This is a genomic window from Sporomusa sp., from assembly GCF_035561155.1.
GTDB lineage: Bacteria > Bacillota > Negativicutes > Sporomusales > Sporomusaceae > Sporomusa.
The window spans coordinates 1-21,544 of the sequence record NZ_DATMYD010000149.1 but is presented as its reverse complement, the minus strand read 5'-3'; the positions used below and the strand labels follow the sequence as shown (position 1 = coordinate 21,544).

The following is a 21,544-nucleotide window of genomic DNA, read 5'->3' as shown; positions in this document are numbered from 1 at the left end:
AGGTGGGGCCGATGATTGGGGTGAAGTCGTAACAAGGTAGCCGTATCGGAAGGTGCGGCTGGATCACCTCCTTTCTAGGGAGAACTGTTCGAGGTAACACTCGAACTACTTCCAAGGTCGGTACATTTGGCAGATACATTTACACTTACATTGTTTAGTTTTGAGGGAATGCTAGTTACCAGAAGTTACTTGTTGAAATACACAAGCGACTGTGATAACATAGATATTCCTGAAACAAAATATCCAGTGACGATAGCTGTGGGGTTCCACCTGTTCCCATACCGAACACAGTAGTTAAGCCCACAAACGCCGAAGGTACTTGGTTGGAAACGGCCTGGGAGATTAGGAAGTTGCTGGTTAGATTTGCACTCACGAAACGTGAGTGCTTTTTTGTTATATGTTATATATAGCGAAAAGGTTTAGACCGTTCAGAGTGCCCTATATGCTAGGCGGAGCGAGGACGTGACCGGAGTCGTACTGGGAAGTACGTCGGAGGGAACGCCCGCAGCGACAACGACGCAGATGGGGTGCTATGGACGGTCGTAGGAACGTTGAGCCTAAGTTGTGACTACAAGCAAAAAAAAACTGACCTTGGAGGTCAATTTTTTTTTGAAACTTAGTATGTATCTATTAGCCGACGTTTTTGTAAGCTTGGGACTTAGCACCACAGATTGGACATTTTTCCGGAGCTTCTTTTTCAGCAATATGACCACAGACGCTGCACAGATAGTATTCGTAGGTTTCGCCTTGGCCGAGGTTATCAAGGGCTTTCTGGTAAAGTACAGCGTGAACCTTTTCAGCTTCATTAGCCAGGTTAAAAGTGCGTAAAGCTGCGGTATTGTTTTCTTCTTTAGCTTCTTTAATAAACTCTGGATACATAGACTCGAATTCATAGGTTTCGCCTTCTACAGCGGCTTTGAGATTTTCAGCAGTAGATTTAATTCCACCCAAAGTCTTTAAATGGGTATGAGCGTGAATAGTCTCAGCTTCAGCAGCAGCGCGGAAGAGTTTTGCTGCTTGAGCATGGCCTTCAGTATCTGCTTGCTTGGCAAAAGCTAAATATTTGCGATTAGCTTGTGATTCACCGGCAAAAGCGGCGGCTAAATTTTTATCAGTGTTACTCATAGTAAATTCCTCCCAAATAGTTTAGTATTATTATCTATGGAATATTATTATCTATTTTGCAGAGTTTGTCAATAGATTATCCTAAAATTTTCTATTTGTTCAATAAAAAAAACAACCAGCGACTAAAAAACGCTGGCTGCTCCTTCCTATTTGTTACGTAAGAAGCGCCATACTCTTGCACTCGTATTGCGGACACGGCGCAGCGGGGCGATACTTACTTTGATGCGAGGCTTCATGTCTTTTTGCGAACCAAAGTCGCCGCGCATGATATGAGTTGTCTTGGTTTTCTCCGGCTTTAAAAAACTCTTTAACACTGTAATCGCCTTATCCGAACGAGTCTGGTCACCGGATGTGAAGACATCAACGGCTGCGTAACCGAGTTCAGGATAGGTATGAATACTCATATGGCTTTCGGCTAACAGAGCTAGCGCTGTCAGTCCCTGAGGCTCAAACTTGTGATAGGATAAGTTCAGTAGAGTCATATTGGCCTCTGCAATTGCTGCAAGCATAGCGCTCTTAACGAGCTCAAGGTTATTTAGGCTGTCAAAGCTGCAGCCATACATATCGACGGTCAAATGTTTTCCGAGTGCTTTCATGACTTTATCGCCCCTTTATGTCAAATTATGAGTTTGTCCAGGAAAAATCGCCAAATTTTGAATCCATCCTAGAAAAAAGTCGACTTATAGAATAAATTAATAGGTTTTCATAGTCAAGATATGATTTATACAATTTTTCATTATAGTCTAGATTGAGCAATATTGTAAAGAGTTATTTCATCAATTTCTAGGAAAACTACATAATAATTTTTGGCACACATATAATTATTGCTATTGGAGAAACATTAGCAGGAATTATTTGCCCTAACAGTGAAGAAAATAGTTAGATAGTAATAGGAGGGTACAATATGGATACTAAACTGACACGACTACTTAGTATTACATACCCGATTCTTCAAGGAGGCATGGCCTGGATTTCGGATGCTAAGCTAGCAGCAGCCGTATCTGCAGCTGGCGGTGCTGGCATAATTGCCGCTGGTGGACGTGATGCCAATTATGTCAGGGAACAAATCCGACTGGCTAAACAATTGACCGAAAAGCCGTTTGGCGTTAACGTTCAGCTTATGGCTGCAGATAAAGATGAAGTTATTGATGTTGTTTGTGAGGAGAAGCCCGCTTTTGTTACGTTAGGAGCCGGTAACCCTGTACCTTTTTTTGAAAAGCTCAGTAAGGCTGGAGTAATGAAAATTCCGGTAGTGCCCAATGTCAAGCTGGCAAAACGGGTGGAAGACAGTGGAGCAGATGCAATAGTGATAGAGGGTATGGAAGCTGGCGGACATATTGGTGTGCTTACTACCATGGCTCTGATGACACAGGTGATACCGCTCATCAATATCCCGGTTATTGTCGGCGGCGGTTTCGCTGACGGCCGTGGCCTGGCGGCTGCACTGGTGATGGGGGCTGCCGGAATTCAAATGGGGACAAGATTCTTGATTGCCGAGGAATGCAGTGTTCATCCCAATGTTAAACAAAGACTGCTTGCTGCGACTGATACCGATAGTGTTGTAACCGGCCTTGTTTCAGGTCATGGCGTACGTGGCATTAAAAACGCGTTTACTGAAAAGTATTTAGCTATGGAACGGCAGTGTACACCACAGAACGAGCTGGACAAGCTGGCTACCGGAACCAACCGGTTAGCCGCTATTGAGGGTGATGTTGATAATGGTGCGGTACTGGCTGGACAAAGTTTACTGCCACTCCAGAAAATTGAGCCGGCCGATGCTATTGTAAAGGCCATAATGAGTGAAGCCTGCCAAGTGTTAGCGAACGCGCCGAAACTACTAAGCTGAGAATAAGAGGAGATTTTTACATATAAGGAGTGAAGTATGATGAATAATGTTAGGCTATCTGAGAGTGTTTATTATGTCGGTGCCGTTGATTGGAACCTCCGCGATTTTCACGGGTATACGACTCCCCGGGGTGTGACCTATAACTCATACCTAATTATTGATGAAAAGGTATGTCTGATTGACACTGTCAAAGCTCCTTTTGCGCAGGAACTGTTAGAGCGTGTCAGCCAGATTATTGATCCGGCAAAAATTGACTATATCATTACCAATCATATTGAGCCAGATCATTCGAGTGCCTTGCCAGCGGTAATGGCCCGGGCACCGCAGGCTAAAGTTTTATTAACTGAGCACGGCCGTACTGGTATTATCAAGCATTACCAGCAAAATTATGATTTTCAGGTAGTCAAAGAAGGCGATGTGCTTGACCTCGGCCGCAACAAGCTACAGTTTGTGCCTGTGCCAATGCTGCACTGGCCGGACTCCATGATCAGTTATTTGACTGGAGAGCAAGTACTGTTTTCTAATGATGCTTTTGGGCAGCATATCTCGACAACGAAACGCTTTGATGAAGAAAACGATATTGATCAGGTGCTGTTTGAAGCTGAAAAGTATTATGCCAATATTCTTTGGCCTTTTGGTAAGATGGTGGTAAAAGCGGTCGATAAGCTTAAGGAGCTACCCATAAAAATTGTTGCTCCCAGCCATGGGGTAGTGTGGCGGAAGCATATCCCTGATATTGTGGGTAAATATCAGGACTGGGGAAGGGGCAAGACAACAGGCAAAGTAATTATTGCTTATGATAGCATGTGGGGCAGCACCGAGCGAATGGCTCGTCAGATCCTTGAAGGTGTGGCAGCTGCCGGCGTTACCGGCAGGCTATATAAAATGTCAACTGCTGACCGGAGTGAGGTTGTCAGGGATATGCTGGAGGCTGGCGGACTGCTAATTGGCTCTTCGACGCTGAATAATGGTATGCTGCCTAATATGGGAGCGCTGATGACGTACCTCAAAGGACTCAGGCCGACCGGAAAAATAGGCGCAGCATTCGGCGCTTACGGTTGGGGGGGCGGCGCGCAAAATGCTATTGAGGAGATGCTGAAAAGCTCCGGGGTAGCAGTAGAACAACCGGGAGTGTCGCTCAAATGGGTGCCTGATGATGCGGAGCTGAATAAGTGCTTCGAATTTGGCCGCGAGTTTGCTAATAAAGTATTGGCAAAGATTTAGATGATTAGGCAGTGCTATAAAGCGCTGCCTTTCTACATACTGTCGCTGTGGTGGAGCAAACTATTACTACTACGTGAACTAATTCTTGTTTAGGAGGCAGAATGTACACTCTCCATCATGGGTTTTGGATTTATTTTTTTACAAGGCATCATCCCAAGGTGTGGCAGTTTGTTTTTGGCGCGATGCTGCCTGATTATATTTACGTAATACTATTGGGTGTGGTATTGTTTAAAGGCTATGTGACCTGGCCTGAACTAGGCAGTCTAAGTCCCGGCGTGCTTATGAGCCTTGTGGCAATTTTCCCATGGGTGCAAAAGATTGATTTAATTGGTCATTCGGTGCTGATTTGGTTTAGTGCGTTATTAGTAAGCTTTGTGCCAGGATTCGGAAGATTTCAGGCGATCATTATCGGCTGGGGAACTCACATCTTGATAGATGCTTTAACCCATGGCGCGTATTCTAACTTTTATCTGTACCCACTGTCGTTTGCTACTGTTGAAAGCCCGGTATCCTATTGGGAACATAATCACTGGTTCAGGGAATATAGGCTTATTAATGCCGTATTGATGTGGGCGGTAGGCATTTATATGATTTGTGAATGGTGGAAAAAACGGAAACGTATGAAGAAATGAGGCATAATAATGGAGATTAAAACAAAAGTATTTTTGCGTAAAGGTGCCCAACACCGGGTCGAGAACGGCCATCCATGGGTATTTCAGAGTGAACTTGATTATATCGATGGTGAGTTTCAACCTGGTGATATTGTTGATGTATACAATTCCCGGCAGCGGTTTATTGGGCGAGGCTATATCAATCCGCGCTCGCAGATCATTATCCGTATCTTATCGCGCCAACAAGAACCCATCAACAGAGAGTTCTTTAAGCGCCGTATTCAGACTGCCTGGCGTTATCGCCAGACTTTTTTAGCTGAGCCCGAGTACTGTCGTCTGGTGTATGGTGAAGCCGATTTTCTGCCAGCACTTATTGTTGACAAATTCGGCAAATATATGGTTATCCAGACGTTGGCGCTGGGTATCGATGTTCACAAAGAGACAATTGTCTCAGTACTGGAAGAATTATTTGCCCCTGAAGGCATCTATGAACGCAATGATGTACCTGTCCGCAAACTAGAAGGGTTGGACATGCGTAAGGGATATTTAAAAGGAGATTTTCCAACCCAAATTATTGTTAATGAGAATGGCATACCATTTTATGCTGATGTGGACAAAGGGCAAAAAACAGGATTTTTCTATGATCAGCGTGAGAATCGCCGGTTTTTAGAGCAAATTGTTAAAGATGCTGAGGTATTAGATTGCTTCTGCCACACTGGGTCATTTGCTGTACATAGTGCGCTCTATGGCGCGAAGAGTCTCCATTCCATTGATATTTCCGGAGAGGCCATCGACTTGGCTAAGAAAAATGCTGAACTCAATGGTGTCGGTGAACAGTGCAATTTTGAAGTGGCAAATGCTTTTGATGCCTTACGGTCATTAACTGAAGAACAACGGCAGTATGATGTTGTTATCCTTGATCCACCGGCCTTTACTAAGAGCCGTAACAGTATTGAGGGGGCGGCTAGAGGGTATAAAGAGATAAATTTACGCGGTTTGAAACTAACGCGTCCAGGTGGCTTCCTGGTTACCTGCTCGTGCTCGTATCATATAGACCGCGACCTGTTTAAAGCCATTGTTGTTGATGCTGCCCGGGATGCTAAGCGGGTTATCCGGGAAGTAGAGTACAGGACGCAGGCCAAAGACCATCCTATTCTGCCGGCGGCGCCAGAGACCAATTATTTGAAGTTTTTAGTGCTGCAGGTTGTCGAATAAATAGTATGCTCGAGAAATACTTATCACAGGTGAGCTATTTAACGATAATTATTATTAATCTAATCTATAAGGCTGATTTTGCCAAAAGGTGTCTATTGCAATATAGATAAGATTAAAATAAAATAAAGTCAAAAGATCAATTAAAGTCAAATGAAATGGGAGGTGAGGAATCTGAACAATCTAGCCGATGTCATTGAACAGTGGATTTTGCGTCAGATGTCGCACGAGCAGGATGAAATCATTATCTTACGACGCAATGAAATGGCCGAAGAGCTTGACTGCGCGCCCTCACAAATCAGCTACGTGCTTAGCACTCGCTTTACTATTGAGCGGGGCTTTATCGTCGAATCGCGGCGCGGTTCAGGCGGCTTTGTCCGGATTGCCCGCATCCCAGTACAAACTATTGTGTATCAGGATGCTGCCAACCAGATGGATGACAGTATGAGTTTAGCTGATTTAAAAGCAATTGTTACACGCCTGCACAATCACAATCTCATGACAAACCGCGAAGCCGCGCTTATTTATAAATGCTTTGTAATCCTTATTGAGCGGCTTGAACCAAAAGAGCGTGTACCGCTCTTAAAGTCACTCTTGATGACTTTAGCTACCCATGAAAGATGAGTACGGAGGCAAACGATATGTTATGTGACGATTGTCAAAAAGAGCCTGCCTGTGTGCACATTACTAAAATTGTAAACCAGCAGAAGGTCGAAAAACATTTGTGTGAACAGTGTGCGCATAAATCAGGTGAGATCATGGGCAAAGGGATAAATAATCTATTTGGCAGTAAATTCTCTGTGCATGATTTTTTAAAAGAAATGTTTAATTATACACTGCCGGATACTGCCAGGCAAACGCTTGAACCTGTCTGTGCCGATTGTGGCCTGAGTTACAGCGAATTTACCCGGAGCGGTAAGTTTGGTTGCAGCGGCTGTTATCAAGCATTTAGCGGCCAACTGGAACCACTCTTTAAGCGTATTCACGGCACTGCTGCCCACGCTGGCAAAACGCCTAAGCGCGGCGGCATCCGCTTTGGTGTAGAGCAGCGCATTAAACGGCTGCGGCACGAGCTTGAGCAGCATGTTAGCCGCGAAGAATATGAACTTGCAGCCAAGCTCAGAGATGAAATAAGAGCGCTGGAAAAACAGCTTACCGATCCAGATTCAGGCGTAGGAGGGATGGCAGATGGCTAGCATATTGGAAGGTCTGCTAAACCAGCCGCTGACGCCGTGGTTAAGCGGTACAGGGCCGGAAGGCGAAATTGTACTCACCAGCCGGGTTCGCTTGGCTCGCAATCTGAGGTGCCAGCCCTTTCCGGGCCGCGCCTCGGCTGCTAAACTTGGTGAAATAATGGCTGAGTTTAAAGATGTTTCAGCAGCGCTTATGGCTGAAGACGGTCATGAGTACGCCTTTATTGAACTTGAGCGTTTAGCGCCGCTAGATAGGTACGTGCTTGTTGAGAAACATATTATTAGCCCCAATCATGCGGCAGAACCCGAAAGCAGGGCACTTATTGTGCGTGATGATGCCGGTGTAAGTATTATGGTTAATGAAGAGGATCACCTGCGCTTGCAGTGTTTAGAGACTGGTCTCAACCTGACCGATGCCTTTAATAAAGCCAACGCAGTTGATGATATTATCGAAGCAAAGCATGATTTGGCTTTTATGGAACATGTCGGCTATCTGACTGCCTGTCCTACGAATATGGGCACAGGCTTAAGAGCATCAGTTATGGTTCATTTGCCGGCCTTGGCACTCACTAAGCAGGTTGGGCGAATTATGGCTGTCGCCACACAGTTAGGTTTGGCAGTGCGCGGCTTATATGGTGAAGGTACTGAGGCTGCCGGCAATATATTTCAGATATCAAACCAAGTTACTCTGGGCCGAACCGAACAGGATATTATTAATAACCTGAGCGGTGTGGTCAAACAAGTGGTTGACAAAGAACGTACAGCCAGAAACCTTTTGGACAATGACTCCAGAGACGCTCTGTCAGATAGAGTATGGCGAGCATACGGTGTACTCCGCTATGCTCAGCGCATTTCAGCACAAGAGGCTCTGGCGCTCCTAAGTGAGGTTCGGCTGGGGATTGATCTTGGGGTGATTGATGAAGCGCCGCCTGAGGTATTTAACGAGCTCCTAGTAACAACCCGGCCAAATTTTTTGCAAAATTTAGCTGGTGATACAATTTTAAATCAGTCTGAACGTAATGCATTGCGTGCTAAGTTAATTCGCCGCAAACTTAAGGGGGGTTGTAACAATGTTTAATAGATTCACTGATCGTGCCCGGAAAGTATTGATTCTGGCGCAGCAGGAAGCGGCCAGATATGGTCACGGATATATCGGTACAGAGCATCTGCTGTTAGGGCTTTTCCGGGAAGGTGAAGGGATAGCGGCTAAGGCGCTGGCTTCGCTGAATTTAGATGAAGAGTCAATACGGGCTCAGATAGAAAGTATTCTCGGTCAGGGGCAGGATCAGAGTAGTGATATTGGCTATACTCCCCGGGCCAAAAAGATCATTGAGCTGGCCATGGAAGAAGCACTACGCCTAGGACATAATTATGTAGGTACTGAACATATCCTCCTAGGGCTGGTACGCGAGGGCGAGGGCATTGCCGCTCAAGTGTTGTCAGGCATGGGTGTTGATGTTAATCTCATGCGTCAGCGAGTTATTGAAATGCTGGGCGGTTACTCAATGTCGGGGCAGAGTCCACAGCCCAAGGCGCCGGGGACTGAGCGGCCGTCAGGTAGTGTAACACCGCTCTTAGATGAGTTTGGCCGTGATTTGAACAAGATGTCCCAGGAAGGGAAAATTGACCCGGTGATTGGCCGGGCCGCTGAAATAGAGCGTGTCATTCAAATTCTCTTACGACGCACCAAAAATAACCCAGTGCTGATCGGTGAACCGGGCGTCGGCAAAACGGCCATAGCTGAAGGTTTAGCTAAACGCATTGTTGAGGGTCAGGTACCGGAAATCCTGCGTAATAAGCGGGTTGTGTCGCTTAACATGGCCTCGATGGTGGCCGGTACTAAATACCGCGGTGAGTTTGAAGAACGTCTGAAAAAAGTCATGGATGAAATCCGGGAGTCCGGTAAAGTTATATTATTTATTGATGAGCTGCATACGCTGATTGGCGCTGGCGCCGCCGAGGGAGCCATTGATGCTGCTAATATTTTGAAACCGGCTTTAGCCCGGGGTGAATTGCAGGTTATTGGTGCAACTACGCTAAACGAATATAAAAAATACATTGAAAAAGATGCGGCGCTAGAGCGACGCTTCCAGCCCATCACAGTCGGTGAGCCCAGTGTTGAAGATGCTGTCGGTATCTTGCGGGGCATTCGGGACAAATATGAGGCTTTTCACCGGGCGCAGATTACTGATGAAGCCATCGACGCGGCTGTTAAACTGTCTCATCGCTATATTTCTGACAGATTTTTGCCTGATAAGGCCATTGATTTAATGGATGAGGCCGCATCCCGCGTACGCTTGCAGGCTTTTTCGGTACCACCTGACGTTAAAGAGATTGAACAACGGCTGGATCAGGCCCGTACTGAAAAAGAGGCTGCCATTGCCTCCCAGGAGTTCGAGCGGGCAGCCAAGCTCAGAGATATGGAACAGCAAATTCGGGAAGAACTTGATAATAAACAGAAATCCTGGAAACAGCGCGGCAGTGAGCGTATTGTTGTCACTGCTGAGGACATTGCTCATGTTGTATCAACCTGGACGCATATTCCGCTCAAAAAGCTGGCTGAAGAAGAGTCTGAGCGGCTCTTAAAGATGGAAGAAATTTTACACAACCGGGTTATTGGGCAGCATCAGGCTGTTCAGGCGGTGGCTCGTGCTGTACGTCGTGCCCGGTCTGGTCTGAAAGACCCCAAACGGCCGATTGGGTCATTCCTGTTCCTGGGACCGACAGGTGTCGGCAAAACAGAATTATCGCGGGCCTTGGCCGAGGCATTATTTGGTGATGAAACAGCGATGATCCGTCTTGATATGTCCGAATACATGGAAAAGCACACAGTATCCCGCCTTGTAGGCGCGCCTCCCGGCTATGTCGGGTATGAAGAAGGCGGTCAGTTGACTGATGCTGTGCGGCGCAAACCGTTCTCGGTTATTCTTTTGGATGAAATTGAAAAGGCCCATTATGATGTCTTCAACATGCTGTTGCAGGTACTGGAAGACGGCCGGTTAACCGACAGCCAGGGCCGGACAGTTGATTTTAAGAATACGGTTATTATTATGACCTCTAATGTCGGCTCACAGCATCTGAAAAGGGATGCTGCCGGGCTGGGGTTCCTGTCTGACGAACGGGCTAAAGCCAATGAAGGGGAAGCGGCCAAGAGCCGGGTTTTGGACGAGGTCAAACGGGTATTCAGACCGGAGTTTTTAAACCGGATTGATGAGATTATTGTTTTTAGCAGCCTGACAGATGAAGATTTGAAACAGATTGTAGATATTATGCTTCAAGAGGTAACCAAGCGGCTTACCGATGCCAATCTTAACATGGAATTGACTGATGCTGCTAAGAACGAATTGCTAAAAGAAGGCCGGGATCACGCCTTTGGCGCCCGTCCACTCAGGCGTGCCATTCAAAAAATGATTGAGGATGAGGTTTCTGAGATGATTATCAGGCAATCGGTAACAGGCGGTGATACTGTTTTTGTTGATGCCGATGATAATGGTAAATTAAAATTTGCAAAAAAGTCCTGATAAGCAGGAAACTCAAGTAATAAACGCGAAAAAGCACTCACGTTGAGTGCTTTTTCGCGTTATCCTGTTAGAAAGTATAACTTTCGACTGGATAAGGGCAACATCGGGTATGACTATATGTAGGTCGGCCTACGAGATTGGACGGTATATAAGTGAGTAAAAGAAAAGGTACAGCATTCTTTTGCCAGGAATGTGGATGTGAAAGCTCTAAATGGGTAGGTAGATGTCAGGGCTGTGGTGCTTGGAATACGATGGTTGAAGAACCTGTGCATAAAGAGTCACATTCAAAGTCGGGCGGTTTGGCTCTCGGATTATCAAATGGGCAGGACGCAATGCCCATTGCCGAGGTGGAGGTCGAGGAAGCTCCCCGTTTTAGCACAGGTTCAGGGGAGCTTGACAGAGTTCTTGGATTTGGCCTTCTTCCTGGGTCGCTGTCGATCATAGTGGGTGACCCGGGTGTGGGTAAGTCTAGCCTAACCCTAAAGATTTGTGCCAATATCGCTAAGCAATATGGAAAAGTACTATATGTTACAGGCGAAGAAAGCCCCAAGCAAGTTAAAATGCGGGCTACCCGTCTTGGAGCCATTGAAGAACACTTATTTATCCTTAGTGAAACGAATCTTGATACGATCCAGCAGCAAGCAGAAAAGCTAAATCCCGCATTACTGGTTATTGACTCAATCCAAACAGTATTCAAACCAGATATTCAGAGCGCCCCTGGAAGTATTAGTCAAGTTAGAGAGTGCGCCGTTCAACTGCTCAGGCTTGCCAAGACAAGGTCTATAGCGGTAATCCTTATCGGTCATGTCCTTAAGGATGGTACTCTTGCCGGGCCGCGTGCTTTGGAACACATAGTTGACACTGTTCTTTATTTCGAAGGCGAGAGAAATGCACAATATAGAGTAATAAGGGCAGTAAAGAACCGTTTTGGCAGCACCAACGAGATTGGCCTGTTTGAGATGCGTAATGAAGGACTCATTGACGTTCCCGATGCGTCAAAAATATTTTTATCAGAGAGGCCGCTTGATGTTCCCGGAAGTGTTGTTATCCCAACTATGGAAGGTACAAGGCCGCTTTTAGTAGAGATTCAGGCTCTTGTTAGTTCATCGCCGTTTGCTCCACCGCGCCGAACCTCCGATAGTGTTGATATTAAACGAATTCAACTCCTTTTAGCTGTTTTAGAAAAGCGAGTCGGAGTTATGATCGGCGGCAGCGACGTTTTTGTAAAGGTTGCGGGCGGGATTAAAGTGGATGAGCCTGCTATGGACTTGGGCTTGGTTGTTGCGTTGGTATCAAGCTACCGGAACTGTAACACCAGTAGTGGAACTGTCGTTATTGGCGAAGTTGGTTTAGCTGGTGAAGTCCGCGCAATTACGCAGGTAGAAATGCGAATTCGTGAAGCCGAACGTATGGGATTTACACGAATCATTCTGCCAACAGGTAATCTCAAAGGGCTTTCCATTAAACCATCAATACAATTGGCAGGCGTTGGAACCGTTGTAGAGTGTCTGGATATTGCATTAGATTAACCTCAAGCTCTTGAGATACTATCTCAAGAGCTTGAGGTTTAATTAAAAATGTTCAAGCAGTACAAGGAAAAGCCTGGTATCAATTCTTTGTGGAATTGTTGCCGCAAAACCCACCGGATTCTGCAGTAAGAGCTTTCCAGGGGGAATTTATCGCGTTGATGTTCTTTGCCCTTATATTTGGCTATGCTCTTAGTAAATGTGTCTGGTGATTTGGTCATTTCTAAATTAGTCAGCGCAAGTGTAACCGAAGCTGAACTATCTGATGATAAACCTGCTGCTCCCAGTATCCGCGCCTAAACCCTAAATTACGGCTTAACTTGTTCTAGAACGGCACAGAAAACAAAAGGTAAGCGGTTACGCTTAACTCTTTAGCTTTCTGTGCCAATTTTTTGTCCTGATAGAAAGCATAACTTTCTCCTGGATAAGGACAACATCGGCTACAAAGGGAATGTTTCAATGGAAACGAGGTTGACAGTTGCCGCTACCGTTGGTAACATTAATATGTAGAGTTGAAGTATTGTAGGTGTTACAGATAGTCAAGTAGGATGGCAGGATGGTGAATGACAAGCAGCACTCCTGACTAGGGGTGTTTTTTTGTTTTTTGCCGCCCATCATATAGATGTAGAAAGGTAGGATGGATGGAATGAGTATTCAATTGGTTATCGTGGTCTTCTATATTTTAGTACTGTTTGGTATTAGTCTCTATGTAAAACGGAGGACTGAAAGCAGTACCGGTTTTTTGTTTGCCGGACGAAAATTAACTACTCTGCTTGTGGCGACAAACATTGCTGGAACGGCTGTAGGTGCTGCGTCGACTATCGGCGTTGCCGAAAACGCCTTTCAGTCAGGTATTGCTGCCGGCTGGTATAACGTAGCCTGGGCAGCCGGGGCCGTCTTAATGGCAATGGTTGCAGCAGGTAAATATCGTGAGATGCAGTGCACCACAATACCGGAATTTTTTGAACGTTATTATGATAAAAAAGGCCGGGTGATCAGTGTTCTTGGACTGATCACCATTCAGATGGTCATTACGTCATTGCAGTATCTCGCTGGCGGGGCGATCTTGTCATCGTTGCTTCCGGACATATTTTCCTTCCAAGGCGGCATGGTGACGAGCGCAATTGTTTTCATTGGTACTACAATTATCGGCGGATTATGGTCTTCGGGCTTGTCAAATATTCTTAGCGTAACACTTATTTATGTTGGGGTTTTGGTTAGTACGATAACTACTGTGGCTAATCAAGGCGGGCTAACTGCGATTGCGGCTTCTTTGCCGCCTACTGTTGATTGGTTTAGTCCGCTTGGCGGCCTGGGTCTGGCCACTATTGTTGGCTGGTTTGCTGTAATGATGACACAAACGATTACTGCTCAAGGACCGGTTCAAGTGGCTTGTTCGGCGGTAGACGGGGCAGCGGCGCGAAAAGGATTTTTATGGGGAGCATTGCTCATTTTCCCGGTAGGTTTTTTATGTGCCATAATGGGGGTAGCCGCCCGTGCGGCATATCCGAATATTAAAGCAACCATGGCGCTTCCTCAAATGATTATGGGATTGGACCCTGTTATCTCAGGTTTAACGCTTGCAGCACTATGGGCGGCGGATGTGTCTACAGCGTGTCATATTTTATTAGGAGCAGGTACTCTATTTTCCCAGGATATTTATAAACGGTTTATTAACCCTAATATCAGCGACCAGCGTTATACGTTAGTAAATCGCTACGCAATTCTCGGATTAGGCATTGTTACTTTATGGCTGGCCTTTAACGCCGTGGGCATTGTGAAGACACTGTTGATTGGTTTGAGTCTCACAACCGCTTTTACATTGGTCTTTTTATTCACTATATTTGCCCCAGGTCTCTGCCGAAAAAATTCGGCTTTTTATACTACGTTGGCAGGGATGCTGACTTTGTTTATCTGGCAGGTATACCCGCCGGCACAGATTTTTGCTCATCCCATCTATATGGAATGGCTGGTATGTTTGGTGACCTTCTTGCTTGTTGCTGTGGTTGATAAAGAACGTATTGTGATTGATAATAATAAAGTAAATGAACCGGGGGCGGTGACAATTGGAAATTACGAGTGTTGATGTTGGTAGAGCAGCGCTGGCTATGGCTATAAGTGAAGACCGTCAGGACGAACAGAACCTGAAGCAGCGGTTGAGTAGTCGTGGAATCATTGTTACTGCAGTGGATTTTGGTGGTGAATATTTAGTATCGGTAAAGAAAATCATTGAACGGGCTGTAGTAGCTGCTGGGCGGCAGGGCCTGGTAAGTGCTAACCATGTGGGGGAAGGTGCTGTAGCAGGCGCGGCTCATGATGCCTTAGTACAGATTACACCAAAAGCATCAGGGCTTAACGTTGGCGGGAAGATCGGTATTGCCCGTTATGGCGAACACCTTTGTGTTGCGATTTATTTCGGTGTTGGTGTTCTTCACCTTAATGAGGTGGCAGTTGGCATGGCCCACCGTTCATTGCCTGACGCTAACTAGGCTTTTACAAATAACTCGCATGTAATAATAACATGCGAGTTATTTGTTTTCCGGGCGAAACACAGTTGTATGAAACAAAAGCTATGTTATATAATGGTAATTATAAAAGATTACAATTGCTGTGATATAAGGGCTACAGGACTGGGAATAATAAGCAATAATTTGATAATTTCTACAGAAGAACAATTGAACGGCTTATTGACGCAAAATGTTATTGACGCAGCTAGTGTCGGTGCGGCCATGGAGGCGGTATTTAGATGATTAAAATTCGTGAAGAGCGTTCTGAACGGCTATGGGACGGCCGTTTTGTTAAAACGATTAAGACACTTGCGCCAGGTACGACGCTCAGGGATGGCCTGGAGAACGTACTTAGGGCTAAAATGGGGGCGCTGGTGTTAGTGGGGGATAATCCAACCTCGCTTGAGATTGTTGATGGCGGTTTTGAGCTCAATTCTGAGTTCACGCCAGCCGGTTTCTATGAGCTGGCTAAAATGGATGGGGCCATAGTTTTATCAAATGATGGTAAAAGAATTATGTTTGCTAATGCACAGCTAACACCAGACCCTGTCATTATGACCGCCGAAACAGGGACTCGCCATCGTACCGCAGAACGGGCTGCTAAGCAGACGGGTGCATTAGTTGTAGCCATCTCGCAGCGCCGTAATATTATTACCGTGTATCTCGGCCATCTCAGATATACCCTTAAGGACATTCCGGTCATATTAAACAGGGCTAATCAAGCGCTGCAGACACTGGAAAAGTACAAGAAGGTGCTTGATAAGGGTTTAACAAATTTGAGTGCGCTGGAGTTTGAAGACTTGGTTACTTTGTATGATGTAGCCCTCGTTCTTATCCGGGCCGAGCAGGTTAACCGCATTGCCAAGGAAATTGAACGCAATATTATTGAACTTGGGACAGAAGGCCGTCTTGTCAGTATGCAAATGGAAGAACTTGTTTCCGAAGTGGATGCTGCTGCACTCTTGATTAAAGATTACTGCAATACTAGTGATATTAAAGGCTATGAGATAATACGAGAACAGATTGCCTCGGTACCTGAAGAGAATCTTGATCCGTTTACCGTGTGCCGGATCTTGGGCTATGGGGTCAGTGCCAATGCTATGGATATCCCGGTTGTGCCACGTGGTTACCGGGTGCTTAGACAAATCTCCCGACTGCCTTTATTAGTAGGGGAAAAACTTGTGTCGCATTTTAAAACCCTGCATCACATTTATAATGCGAGCATTGCAGAGCTGGATGAGGTGGAAGGTATCGGCGAGGTACGGGCCAAGGCAATAAAAGACGGCCTAAAGAGGGTGCGTGAGCAGGCCTTCCTTGACCGTCATGTGTAAACACGCGGCTGGTTTTTAGCGCCCATCTGCGTCGTTGCTCCTGTGGGCGTTCCCTCCGACGTACTTCCCAGTACGACTACGTTCGCATGCTCATCGCGCCTAGCATCTGGGCACTATAAACCAGCCTTAGCTGTGTACAAGTTTCGACCATCATTTTTTGTATAGTTCTAAGTTCAAGTTTTCGACAAACCGGGCATACGCCTGGTTTTCTTCTACTTTGACAATTTTATAACGCTTGTTTTCTTCACTGATTAGTTCATCGCCGATGCTGACAACCAGCGGGACGTACATGAGAACTTCACCGGTGTCTTCTTCCACTATGATGTAGTAGTCATAGACTTTTTGGGGAGTCTGTTCAGGCTTTTGCTGAACAGAAAAGATGTTAAGGGGAACATAGTGAAGCACCCCGGCTGTCACAACGGCAGCCAGAGCGAGGATGCTGACCAGTTTGGCCAAGCGGCTTATCTTCAAAACGTCAGTCCCCCTATTCTTTGCGCTTCTTGCGCGGGCCAAAGAAGTTTGCAAATTCATATTTGAAAAAGTGTTTTAGTTTTCTTTTGGCTTCTTGCCAACTGCCGGTGCTAAGGAAAAGGAATGCGGCCGCACCAACAACAACGGCAAGCGCCAACCCTAATATATCATTGCCGGGAGCAGTATCTATGGGGGTATCGGACCCACCCCCGGTGTTATCGCCGCCTGTATCGGTATAAGTTCCGGCCGGGCTAGCCTGGGCGACGCCGCCATTACCGCCGCCGGGGCCTAAGAAGGACGGAACAACATCAGCAAATAGGGCCATGCTGCGTTCAGCAGCTTCACGGGTGTTGTATTCGGTTCCGGCTTCTACCAATAATGCCCTGGGGCTTAAATCTTGGTTGTAGTTGCCGCGAGCGATGAAGATGCCGCGGATAAGCCCACGATATTTGGCGTCAGTTGCACTCTTAATGTTGCGGGCAAAATCCAGTGTGGTGTTACGATTCTGATTCTGACGTCCTACAACCAGGAGAAGCTTAGTGACATTTTCACCATTAATGGTGGTGCTGTATGTCCTAAGCGGAGCGCTATCACGGTGAATATCAAAAATAGCGACAGGTTGCCCTTGCAAGAGCTTCATGGCTGTACGGCGGGACCGATGGTAGGCATTGGCGTCGTGTGGGTCGTGCAAGGTTTTTGAATGGTCAACCTGATAGCCTAGTTCAGTCAATCTTTTTTCAAAAGTATCGCCGACGGTCATGATTGAACCATTACCCCGTTCGGTCGGAACACCATCGTTAGGAATGTATGATTCATCGGTATGGCTGTGGTAAAGGGCAATCTTGGGTTTGGGTGCGTCAGGTGACGGTGCCTGGACGAAAATAGCGTTGTCCGGAGCATGACTCGAAATTTTCTCCATTGCCCGGCAGCGGGCCAGCGTGCCTTCAACCGCAGTAATTTCATACAATACATCGTCTTCACTGATATATTCATCACCCGGATGGACTTCATGACCAGTCTGCAGAACGATAACACCCTTATCGTCAACCACTGTAATATAGCCGGAGACCAATTCGCCGCCGGCTGTCGATTCAGCCGATTCGGGTGGGGCTGCCATAGTTGATAGGCTGCTCAGGCTTATTACTACCAGTATAGTTAGTGTAATTCTCAACAAATAGCACATGTTTACCCCCCTTTACCAGTATCATTCCCACTGGGAAAATGTTTATGTAATACTGTTTTAAGGGATAAAAAAAGCACAGCCTGTATAAAGGCTGTGCAGTATGTAAGTATTTAGGTAAGATGGAAAACACCCAGGGTTTTGACGTTTTTGTATTCCTGCTGCATGACTTCATGCAGAGACAGGCCGGTAAGATTGCACAAAGCAGCCAGATAGAACAGGCTGTGGCCTAGTTCTTTGGCGATTACTTCCCGGCACTGGGGGCAGGTTTCGCCAACCAGATGTGAGGACATGTGATCTTTAAGCTCACTATAGGCAGCGTCTTCTGGAACAGATTGGCGGGCAGCCGACACCTGAATGCAGCCGCAGCCGGTAACTGCCTTAGCGACAGCCCTGTTTACCCTGGCGGAGGTTTCCTGATACTTTGTTAACACGTCCAGTACGCTGCGGTGGCGGATTAAGTAGTCATCTACAATAGACTGAAAGTCTAAACAACATTTATTATCATGCACGTTAGCTACACCTCGCTTTGCCTATTATTATATAAATTGGTCTCTGTAGTTGTCAATGTATAGGCCTAAAACCGCCTAAGAATAATTAGAGGCCGCTTATTGACAGGACTGTTTATACATGCTAAAATATAAAATTTTGACAAAAGCGGGAACTTTATGCTATACTATAACCTATTACAGCCAAGATGTTCTGATATCTTGACGTATTTTTTTATTCGAAGCAGGGTATAATATAAATATATTTCCACTTTTTGGATTTAGATTATTATTATACAGAAAGGAGGTAGAAGCCGTGATTGACAAAACACTTAGAATACTTATTACCGTTCTGGCGGCTGTTGGTGGACTAATGATAACCGACAGGATTATTCCGTTGTTGGCTGTTGTGGTAAGTGAAGAATTTTTAAGAATCGGCGTGTTTGGCGTTACTATGACTACTATTCTCTCGTTTGTCTTTGGGGGATTAGTAGGGGGTGTAGTTGGTTTTTTAATAGCTCCATTCTTTATTAAGCAACTCTGGAAATTCACTTACTGGGTTGAGCTGCGCTTAAACAAGATGCCTGGGTATGATGTGCTGGCAGGTGTATTGGGTTTAGCCACTGGACTAATAATTTCTAATTTGCTTGGATCGGCTTTTTTACCTATCCCGATCGTCGGGAAATATGTTCCGCTGTTGTTAAGTATTATCTTGGGTTATTTAGGGATTAATGTCGCGATTAAGAAGCGCGAAGAGTTATTCAGCATGTTTTCAGCGTTGCCAACATTGCCGTGGCTTAGCCGGGACGGTAAAGATCGTTCTAAAGATAAAAATTCTAATATATGCCAGGCGAAGATACTTGACACTAGTGTTATTATCGACGGACGTATAGCTGATATTTGTAAAAGTGGGTTTATTGAAGGCCTACTCATTATCCCGGTGTTTGTTTTGGAAGAACTGCAGCATATTGCCGATTCATCTGATCTTTTGAAACGTAACCGCGGTAGGCGCGGTCTGGATATTTTAAACCGCATGCAAAAAGAACTCGAATTAAATGTCCACATTGATAACCGCGATTTTGATGATATTGCCGAGGTTGATTCCAAACTCATCAAACTTGGGCAGCTGGTCAAGGCCAAAATTATAACGAATGATTATAATCTTAATAAGGTAGCCGAACTACAAGGCGTGTCTGTTCTCAATATTAATGAACTGTCCAACGCTGTTAAACCAGTAGTACTGCCAGGGGAAGAAATGGTGGTGCATGTTGTAAAAGACGGTAAAGAATTTGGTCAGGGCGTAGCGTATCTTGACGACGGCACCATGATCGTGGTTGACGGCGGTAAAAAACACATTGGAGAAACGGTAGGAGTCTTAGTTACTTCGGTGCTGCAGACGGCCGCCGGGCGGATGATTTTCGCCAAACCCAAAGCAGCGATGTAAAAAAAAGCCTTCAAGCCTTGCGGCTTGAAGGCTTTTTGCCCGATAAGATAGTATAAGATTCTAAACCTAATCTAAGGATAAGAAAAATCTAAGGCTTTTACCTCGTCCTAAAGGACTTGGCAAGAGCCGAGTTTTCTTTAGGAGGAGGGAAATTATGGTTTGTGTTATTATTGCAGCCGCCGGGCAGGGAAAAAGAATGGGGGGTGGGATAAATAAAGTGTTTATCCCCCTTTTAGACAAACCTGTGCTGTTGCATACGGTACTGGCGGCGTGTGTTACACAAGATGTGAGCAGCTTAATTGTAACCGCAGCAGTAGAAGAAATCGAAAGCGTTAGTAGCCTGCTGTCAGGGTGTAACTTGCCGGTATCCTGGCAAGTGGTTCCTGGCGGGAATGAGCGGCAGCATTCGATTGACAATGCATTAAAGGCTGTTCCGGTCAGTGCTGACATCGTGGTGGTACATGACGGAGCGCGGCCACTGGCTGAGCCAGCCCTGTTCAACCAAGCTGTCGCCACTGCCCGCCAGTATCGTGCAGCCATTGTAGCCGTGCCGGTCAAAGACACCATTAAGTCGGTCGATACCACCGGTTGGGTAACTGGTACACCTGACCGTCGCACGCTGTGGGCGGTGCAGACACCACAGGCTTTTGATGCAAAACTGCTTAAAGCGGCTTATGCGCAGGCGGCACAGGATGGCTATCTCGGCACAGATGACGCAGCATTAGTCGAGCGCTTAGGCACCAAAGTGAAAATTGTACAAGGTGATTATCAAAATATAAAGATTACTACCCCGGAAGATTTAACTTTTGCTGAAACACTACTTGCAAACCGACAGGAGGCGATAGGTATGATTCGCTCTGGCATTGGCTACGATGTTCACCGCTTGGTTCCAGAACGCAAACTAATTCTTGGCGGCGTAGATATACCCTATACACTCGGGCTTGATGGTCACTCTGACGCTGATGTGCTCCTACATGCCATCAAGGACGCGCTGTTGGGTGCAGCCGCTTTAGGCGATATTGGCCGCCATTTCCCTGATACTGATGGGCGTTACGAAGGCATATCAAGCCTGGCACTGTTGGCTGAAGTGCGCGCAATTTTGGCTAGGCATGGTTATACTGTTAATAATATTGACGCTACTATTGTGGCTCAAAAACCTAAGCTGGCTCCGTATATAGCCAAAATGAATAGCAATATTGCAGAAACTTTGGGGGTTGATGTTAGCCAAGTCAATGTGAAAGCCACAACAACTGAGGGGTTAGGTTTCGCTGGGCAGGGCCAAGGTATTGCTGCTTACGCGACAGCGACAATCATAGGTGTTCGAGTTTAGTGGCGAATATCTGCATAAAAGCCAGTAAAAAACACATATTATGAGTAACTGATATTGACATATTTGGAGGGCTGATTATGCAGAAAGTAATTCGCAAATTAGTAGCTACCCTACTGCTGTCGATGATCATTAACCTGTATCCCTCCTCCGCACTGGCGGCTGATTTTAGTTTTAATGTTAATATTACGCGCCAGGACGGAGCCACTTGCGGCGAGTTATGGCTTAACGATAGACTGGTATGGCGACTGGCTCTTTTATCAGATGGCGCTAAACCGGTATCAGGCGGCTTTAATGGAGCAAACACAACATTTGTCATCCCGGATATTATAAATGGTATGTTTGTTGTCAAGGTCGAATAAGTGTGAACCGTCTATTTGGACGGTTCATTTTTTTTGATGTATCAGAATTTATAAGTTTAGAGAGGCTACGGCAGGAGAAATGGCGCGGGTTTGCGGAAATACGGAGGCATGAAGAAGAACATCTTATGGCAGATCTTTTTTGATGCAAAACAGAATTGGAAGCGGTTCGTCGAGAA

At 46.0% G+C, this 21,544-nt stretch carries 20 protein-coding genes and 2 rRNA genes; 17 read left to right on the top strand and 5 right to left on the bottom strand.

The annotated features are described in order from the left end of the window. Together VN447_RS19810 and rrf are read left to right on the top strand one after the other, a co-directional pair. Positions 1-74: ribosomal RNA gene (locus tag VN447_RS19810) — 16S ribosomal RNA — on the top strand; the annotation flags it as partial. A gap of 168 nt (positions 75-242) precedes the next feature. Continuing rightward, positions 243-359: ribosomal RNA gene (rrf, locus tag VN447_RS19805) — 5S ribosomal RNA — on the top strand. A gap of 271 nt (positions 360-630) precedes the next feature. Here rrf and VN447_RS19800 read toward each other — a convergent pair. Both VN447_RS19800 and speD read right to left on the bottom strand, forming a co-directional pair. Then, entirely contained in the window at positions 631-1,125 is a 495-nt protein-coding gene (locus VN447_RS19800; protein WP_325527545.1) for a rubrerythrin family protein, read from the bottom strand. 146 nt (positions 1,126-1,271) lie between these two features. Then, positions 1,272-1,721, bottom strand: coding sequence for an adenosylmethionine decarboxylase (gene speD / locus VN447_RS19795; protein ID WP_325527543.1), 450 nt, complete (start codon positions 1,719-1,721; stop codon positions 1,272-1,274). Positions 1,722-2,029: 308 nt separating this feature from the next. Between speD and VN447_RS19790 the strand changes: the two genes are divergently transcribed. From VN447_RS19790 to disA, 12 genes are all read left to right on the top strand, one after another. Beyond that, a complete protein-coding gene (locus VN447_RS19790; protein ID WP_325527541.1) occupies positions 2,030-2,971 on the top strand; it encodes a nitronate monooxygenase in 942 nt (313 codons plus the stop codon). 36 nt (positions 2,972-3,007) lie between these two features. After that, positions 3,008-4,195, top strand: a complete 1,188-nt coding sequence (locus tag VN447_RS19785; protein WP_325527539.1) for an FprA family A-type flavoprotein — start codon at positions 3,008-3,010, stop codon at positions 4,193-4,195. Between the two features lie 101 nt (positions 4,196-4,296). After that, positions 4,297-4,827 carry a hypothetical protein gene (locus VN447_RS19780; protein WP_325527537.1) on the top strand — a complete coding sequence of 177 codons (531 nt, stop codon included), beginning with the start codon at positions 4,297-4,299 and terminating at the stop codon, positions 4,825-4,827. Positions 4,828-4,836: 9 nt separating this feature from the next. Beyond that, on the top strand, positions 4,837-6,021 hold the full coding sequence (locus VN447_RS19775; RefSeq protein ID WP_325527535.1) for a class I SAM-dependent rRNA methyltransferase: 1,185 nt from the start codon (positions 4,837-4,839) through the stop codon (positions 6,019-6,021). A 150-nt stretch (positions 6,022-6,171) separates the two neighbouring features. After that, a complete protein-coding gene (locus VN447_RS19770) occupies positions 6,172-6,642 on the top strand; it encodes a CtsR family transcriptional regulator (protein ID WP_325527533.1) in 471 nt (156 codons plus the stop codon). Positions 6,643-6,659: 17 nt separating this feature from the next. After that, entirely contained in the window at positions 6,660-7,214 is a 555-nt protein-coding gene (locus tag VN447_RS19765) for a UvrB/UvrC motif-containing protein (RefSeq protein ID WP_325527531.1), read from the top strand. Continuing rightward, positions 7,207-8,289 carry a protein arginine kinase gene (locus VN447_RS19760; RefSeq protein ID WP_325527529.1) on the top strand — a complete coding sequence of 361 codons (1,083 nt, stop codon included), beginning with the start codon at positions 7,207-7,209 and terminating at the stop codon, positions 8,287-8,289. Before VN447_RS19765 ends, VN447_RS19760 begins: the two co-directional genes overlap by 8 nt. Then, positions 8,282-10,732 carry an ATP-dependent Clp protease ATP-binding subunit gene (locus tag VN447_RS19755; RefSeq protein WP_325527527.1) on the top strand — a complete coding sequence of 817 codons (2,451 nt, stop codon included), beginning with the start codon at positions 8,282-8,284 and terminating at the stop codon, positions 10,730-10,732. The genes VN447_RS19760 and VN447_RS19755 overlap by 8 nt, the downstream gene beginning before the upstream one ends. Positions 10,733-10,884: 152 nt before the next feature. Then, positions 10,885-12,261, top strand: coding sequence for a DNA repair protein RadA (gene radA, locus VN447_RS19750; protein ID WP_325527525.1), 1,377 nt, complete (start codon positions 10,885-10,887; stop codon positions 12,259-12,261). Positions 12,262-12,904: 643 nt separating this feature from the next. After that, positions 12,905-14,344: a sodium:solute symporter family protein gene (locus VN447_RS19745; RefSeq protein WP_325527523.1), complete on the top strand. Its 1,440-nt coding sequence runs from the start codon at positions 12,905-12,907 to the stop codon at positions 14,342-14,344. After that, positions 14,325-14,747 carry a HutP family protein gene (locus tag VN447_RS19740; RefSeq protein ID WP_325527521.1) on the top strand — a complete coding sequence of 141 codons (423 nt, stop codon included), beginning with the start codon at positions 14,325-14,327 and terminating at the stop codon, positions 14,745-14,747. The genes VN447_RS19745 and VN447_RS19740 overlap by 20 nt, the downstream gene beginning before the upstream one ends. Before the next feature lie 257 nt (positions 14,748-15,004). After that, complete coding sequence (gene disA / locus VN447_RS19735) at positions 15,005-16,096, top strand: DNA integrity scanning diadenylate cyclase DisA (protein WP_325527519.1); 1,092 nt, start codon at positions 15,005-15,007, stop codon at positions 16,094-16,096. A 150-nt stretch (positions 16,097-16,246) separates the two neighbouring features. Here disA and VN447_RS19730 read toward each other — a convergent pair whose 3' ends face one another. From VN447_RS19730 to VN447_RS19720, 3 genes are all read right to left on the bottom strand, one after another. Then, positions 16,247-16,567: a stage II sporulation protein P gene (locus tag VN447_RS19730; RefSeq protein ID WP_325527517.1), complete on the bottom strand. Its 321-nt coding sequence runs from the start codon at positions 16,565-16,567 to the stop codon at positions 16,247-16,249. Between the two features lie 13 nt (positions 16,568-16,580). Further along, positions 16,581-17,750, bottom strand: a complete 1,170-nt coding sequence (gene spoIIP / locus VN447_RS19725; protein ID WP_325527515.1) for a stage II sporulation protein P — start codon at positions 17,748-17,750, stop codon at positions 16,581-16,583. Positions 17,751-17,860: 110 nt separating this feature from the next. Further along, positions 17,861-18,259, bottom strand: a complete 399-nt coding sequence (locus VN447_RS19720) for a DUF1573 domain-containing protein (protein ID WP_325527514.1) — start codon at positions 18,257-18,259, stop codon at positions 17,861-17,863. A gap of 292 nt (positions 18,260-18,551) precedes the next feature. Between VN447_RS19720 and VN447_RS19715 the strand changes: the two genes are divergently transcribed. The 3 genes from VN447_RS19715 to VN447_RS19705 all read left to right on the top strand — a co-directional run bounded on the left by VN447_RS19715 (position 18,552) and on the right by VN447_RS19705 (position 21,368). Next, a complete protein-coding gene (locus VN447_RS19715; RefSeq protein WP_325527512.1) occupies positions 18,552-19,679 on the top strand; it encodes a PIN/TRAM domain-containing protein in 1,128 nt (375 codons plus the stop codon). Positions 19,680-19,833: 154 nt separating this feature from the next. Then, positions 19,834-21,009, top strand: a complete 1,176-nt coding sequence (gene ispD, locus VN447_RS19710; RefSeq protein WP_325527510.1) for a 2-C-methyl-D-erythritol 4-phosphate cytidylyltransferase — start codon at positions 19,834-19,836, stop codon at positions 21,007-21,009. Positions 21,010-21,086: 77 nt separating this feature from the next. After that, positions 21,087-21,368 carry a hypothetical protein gene (locus tag VN447_RS19705; RefSeq protein ID WP_325527508.1) on the top strand — a complete coding sequence of 94 codons (282 nt, stop codon included), beginning with the start codon at positions 21,087-21,089 and terminating at the stop codon, positions 21,366-21,368. Positions 21,369-21,544: the final 176 nt, after the last annotated feature.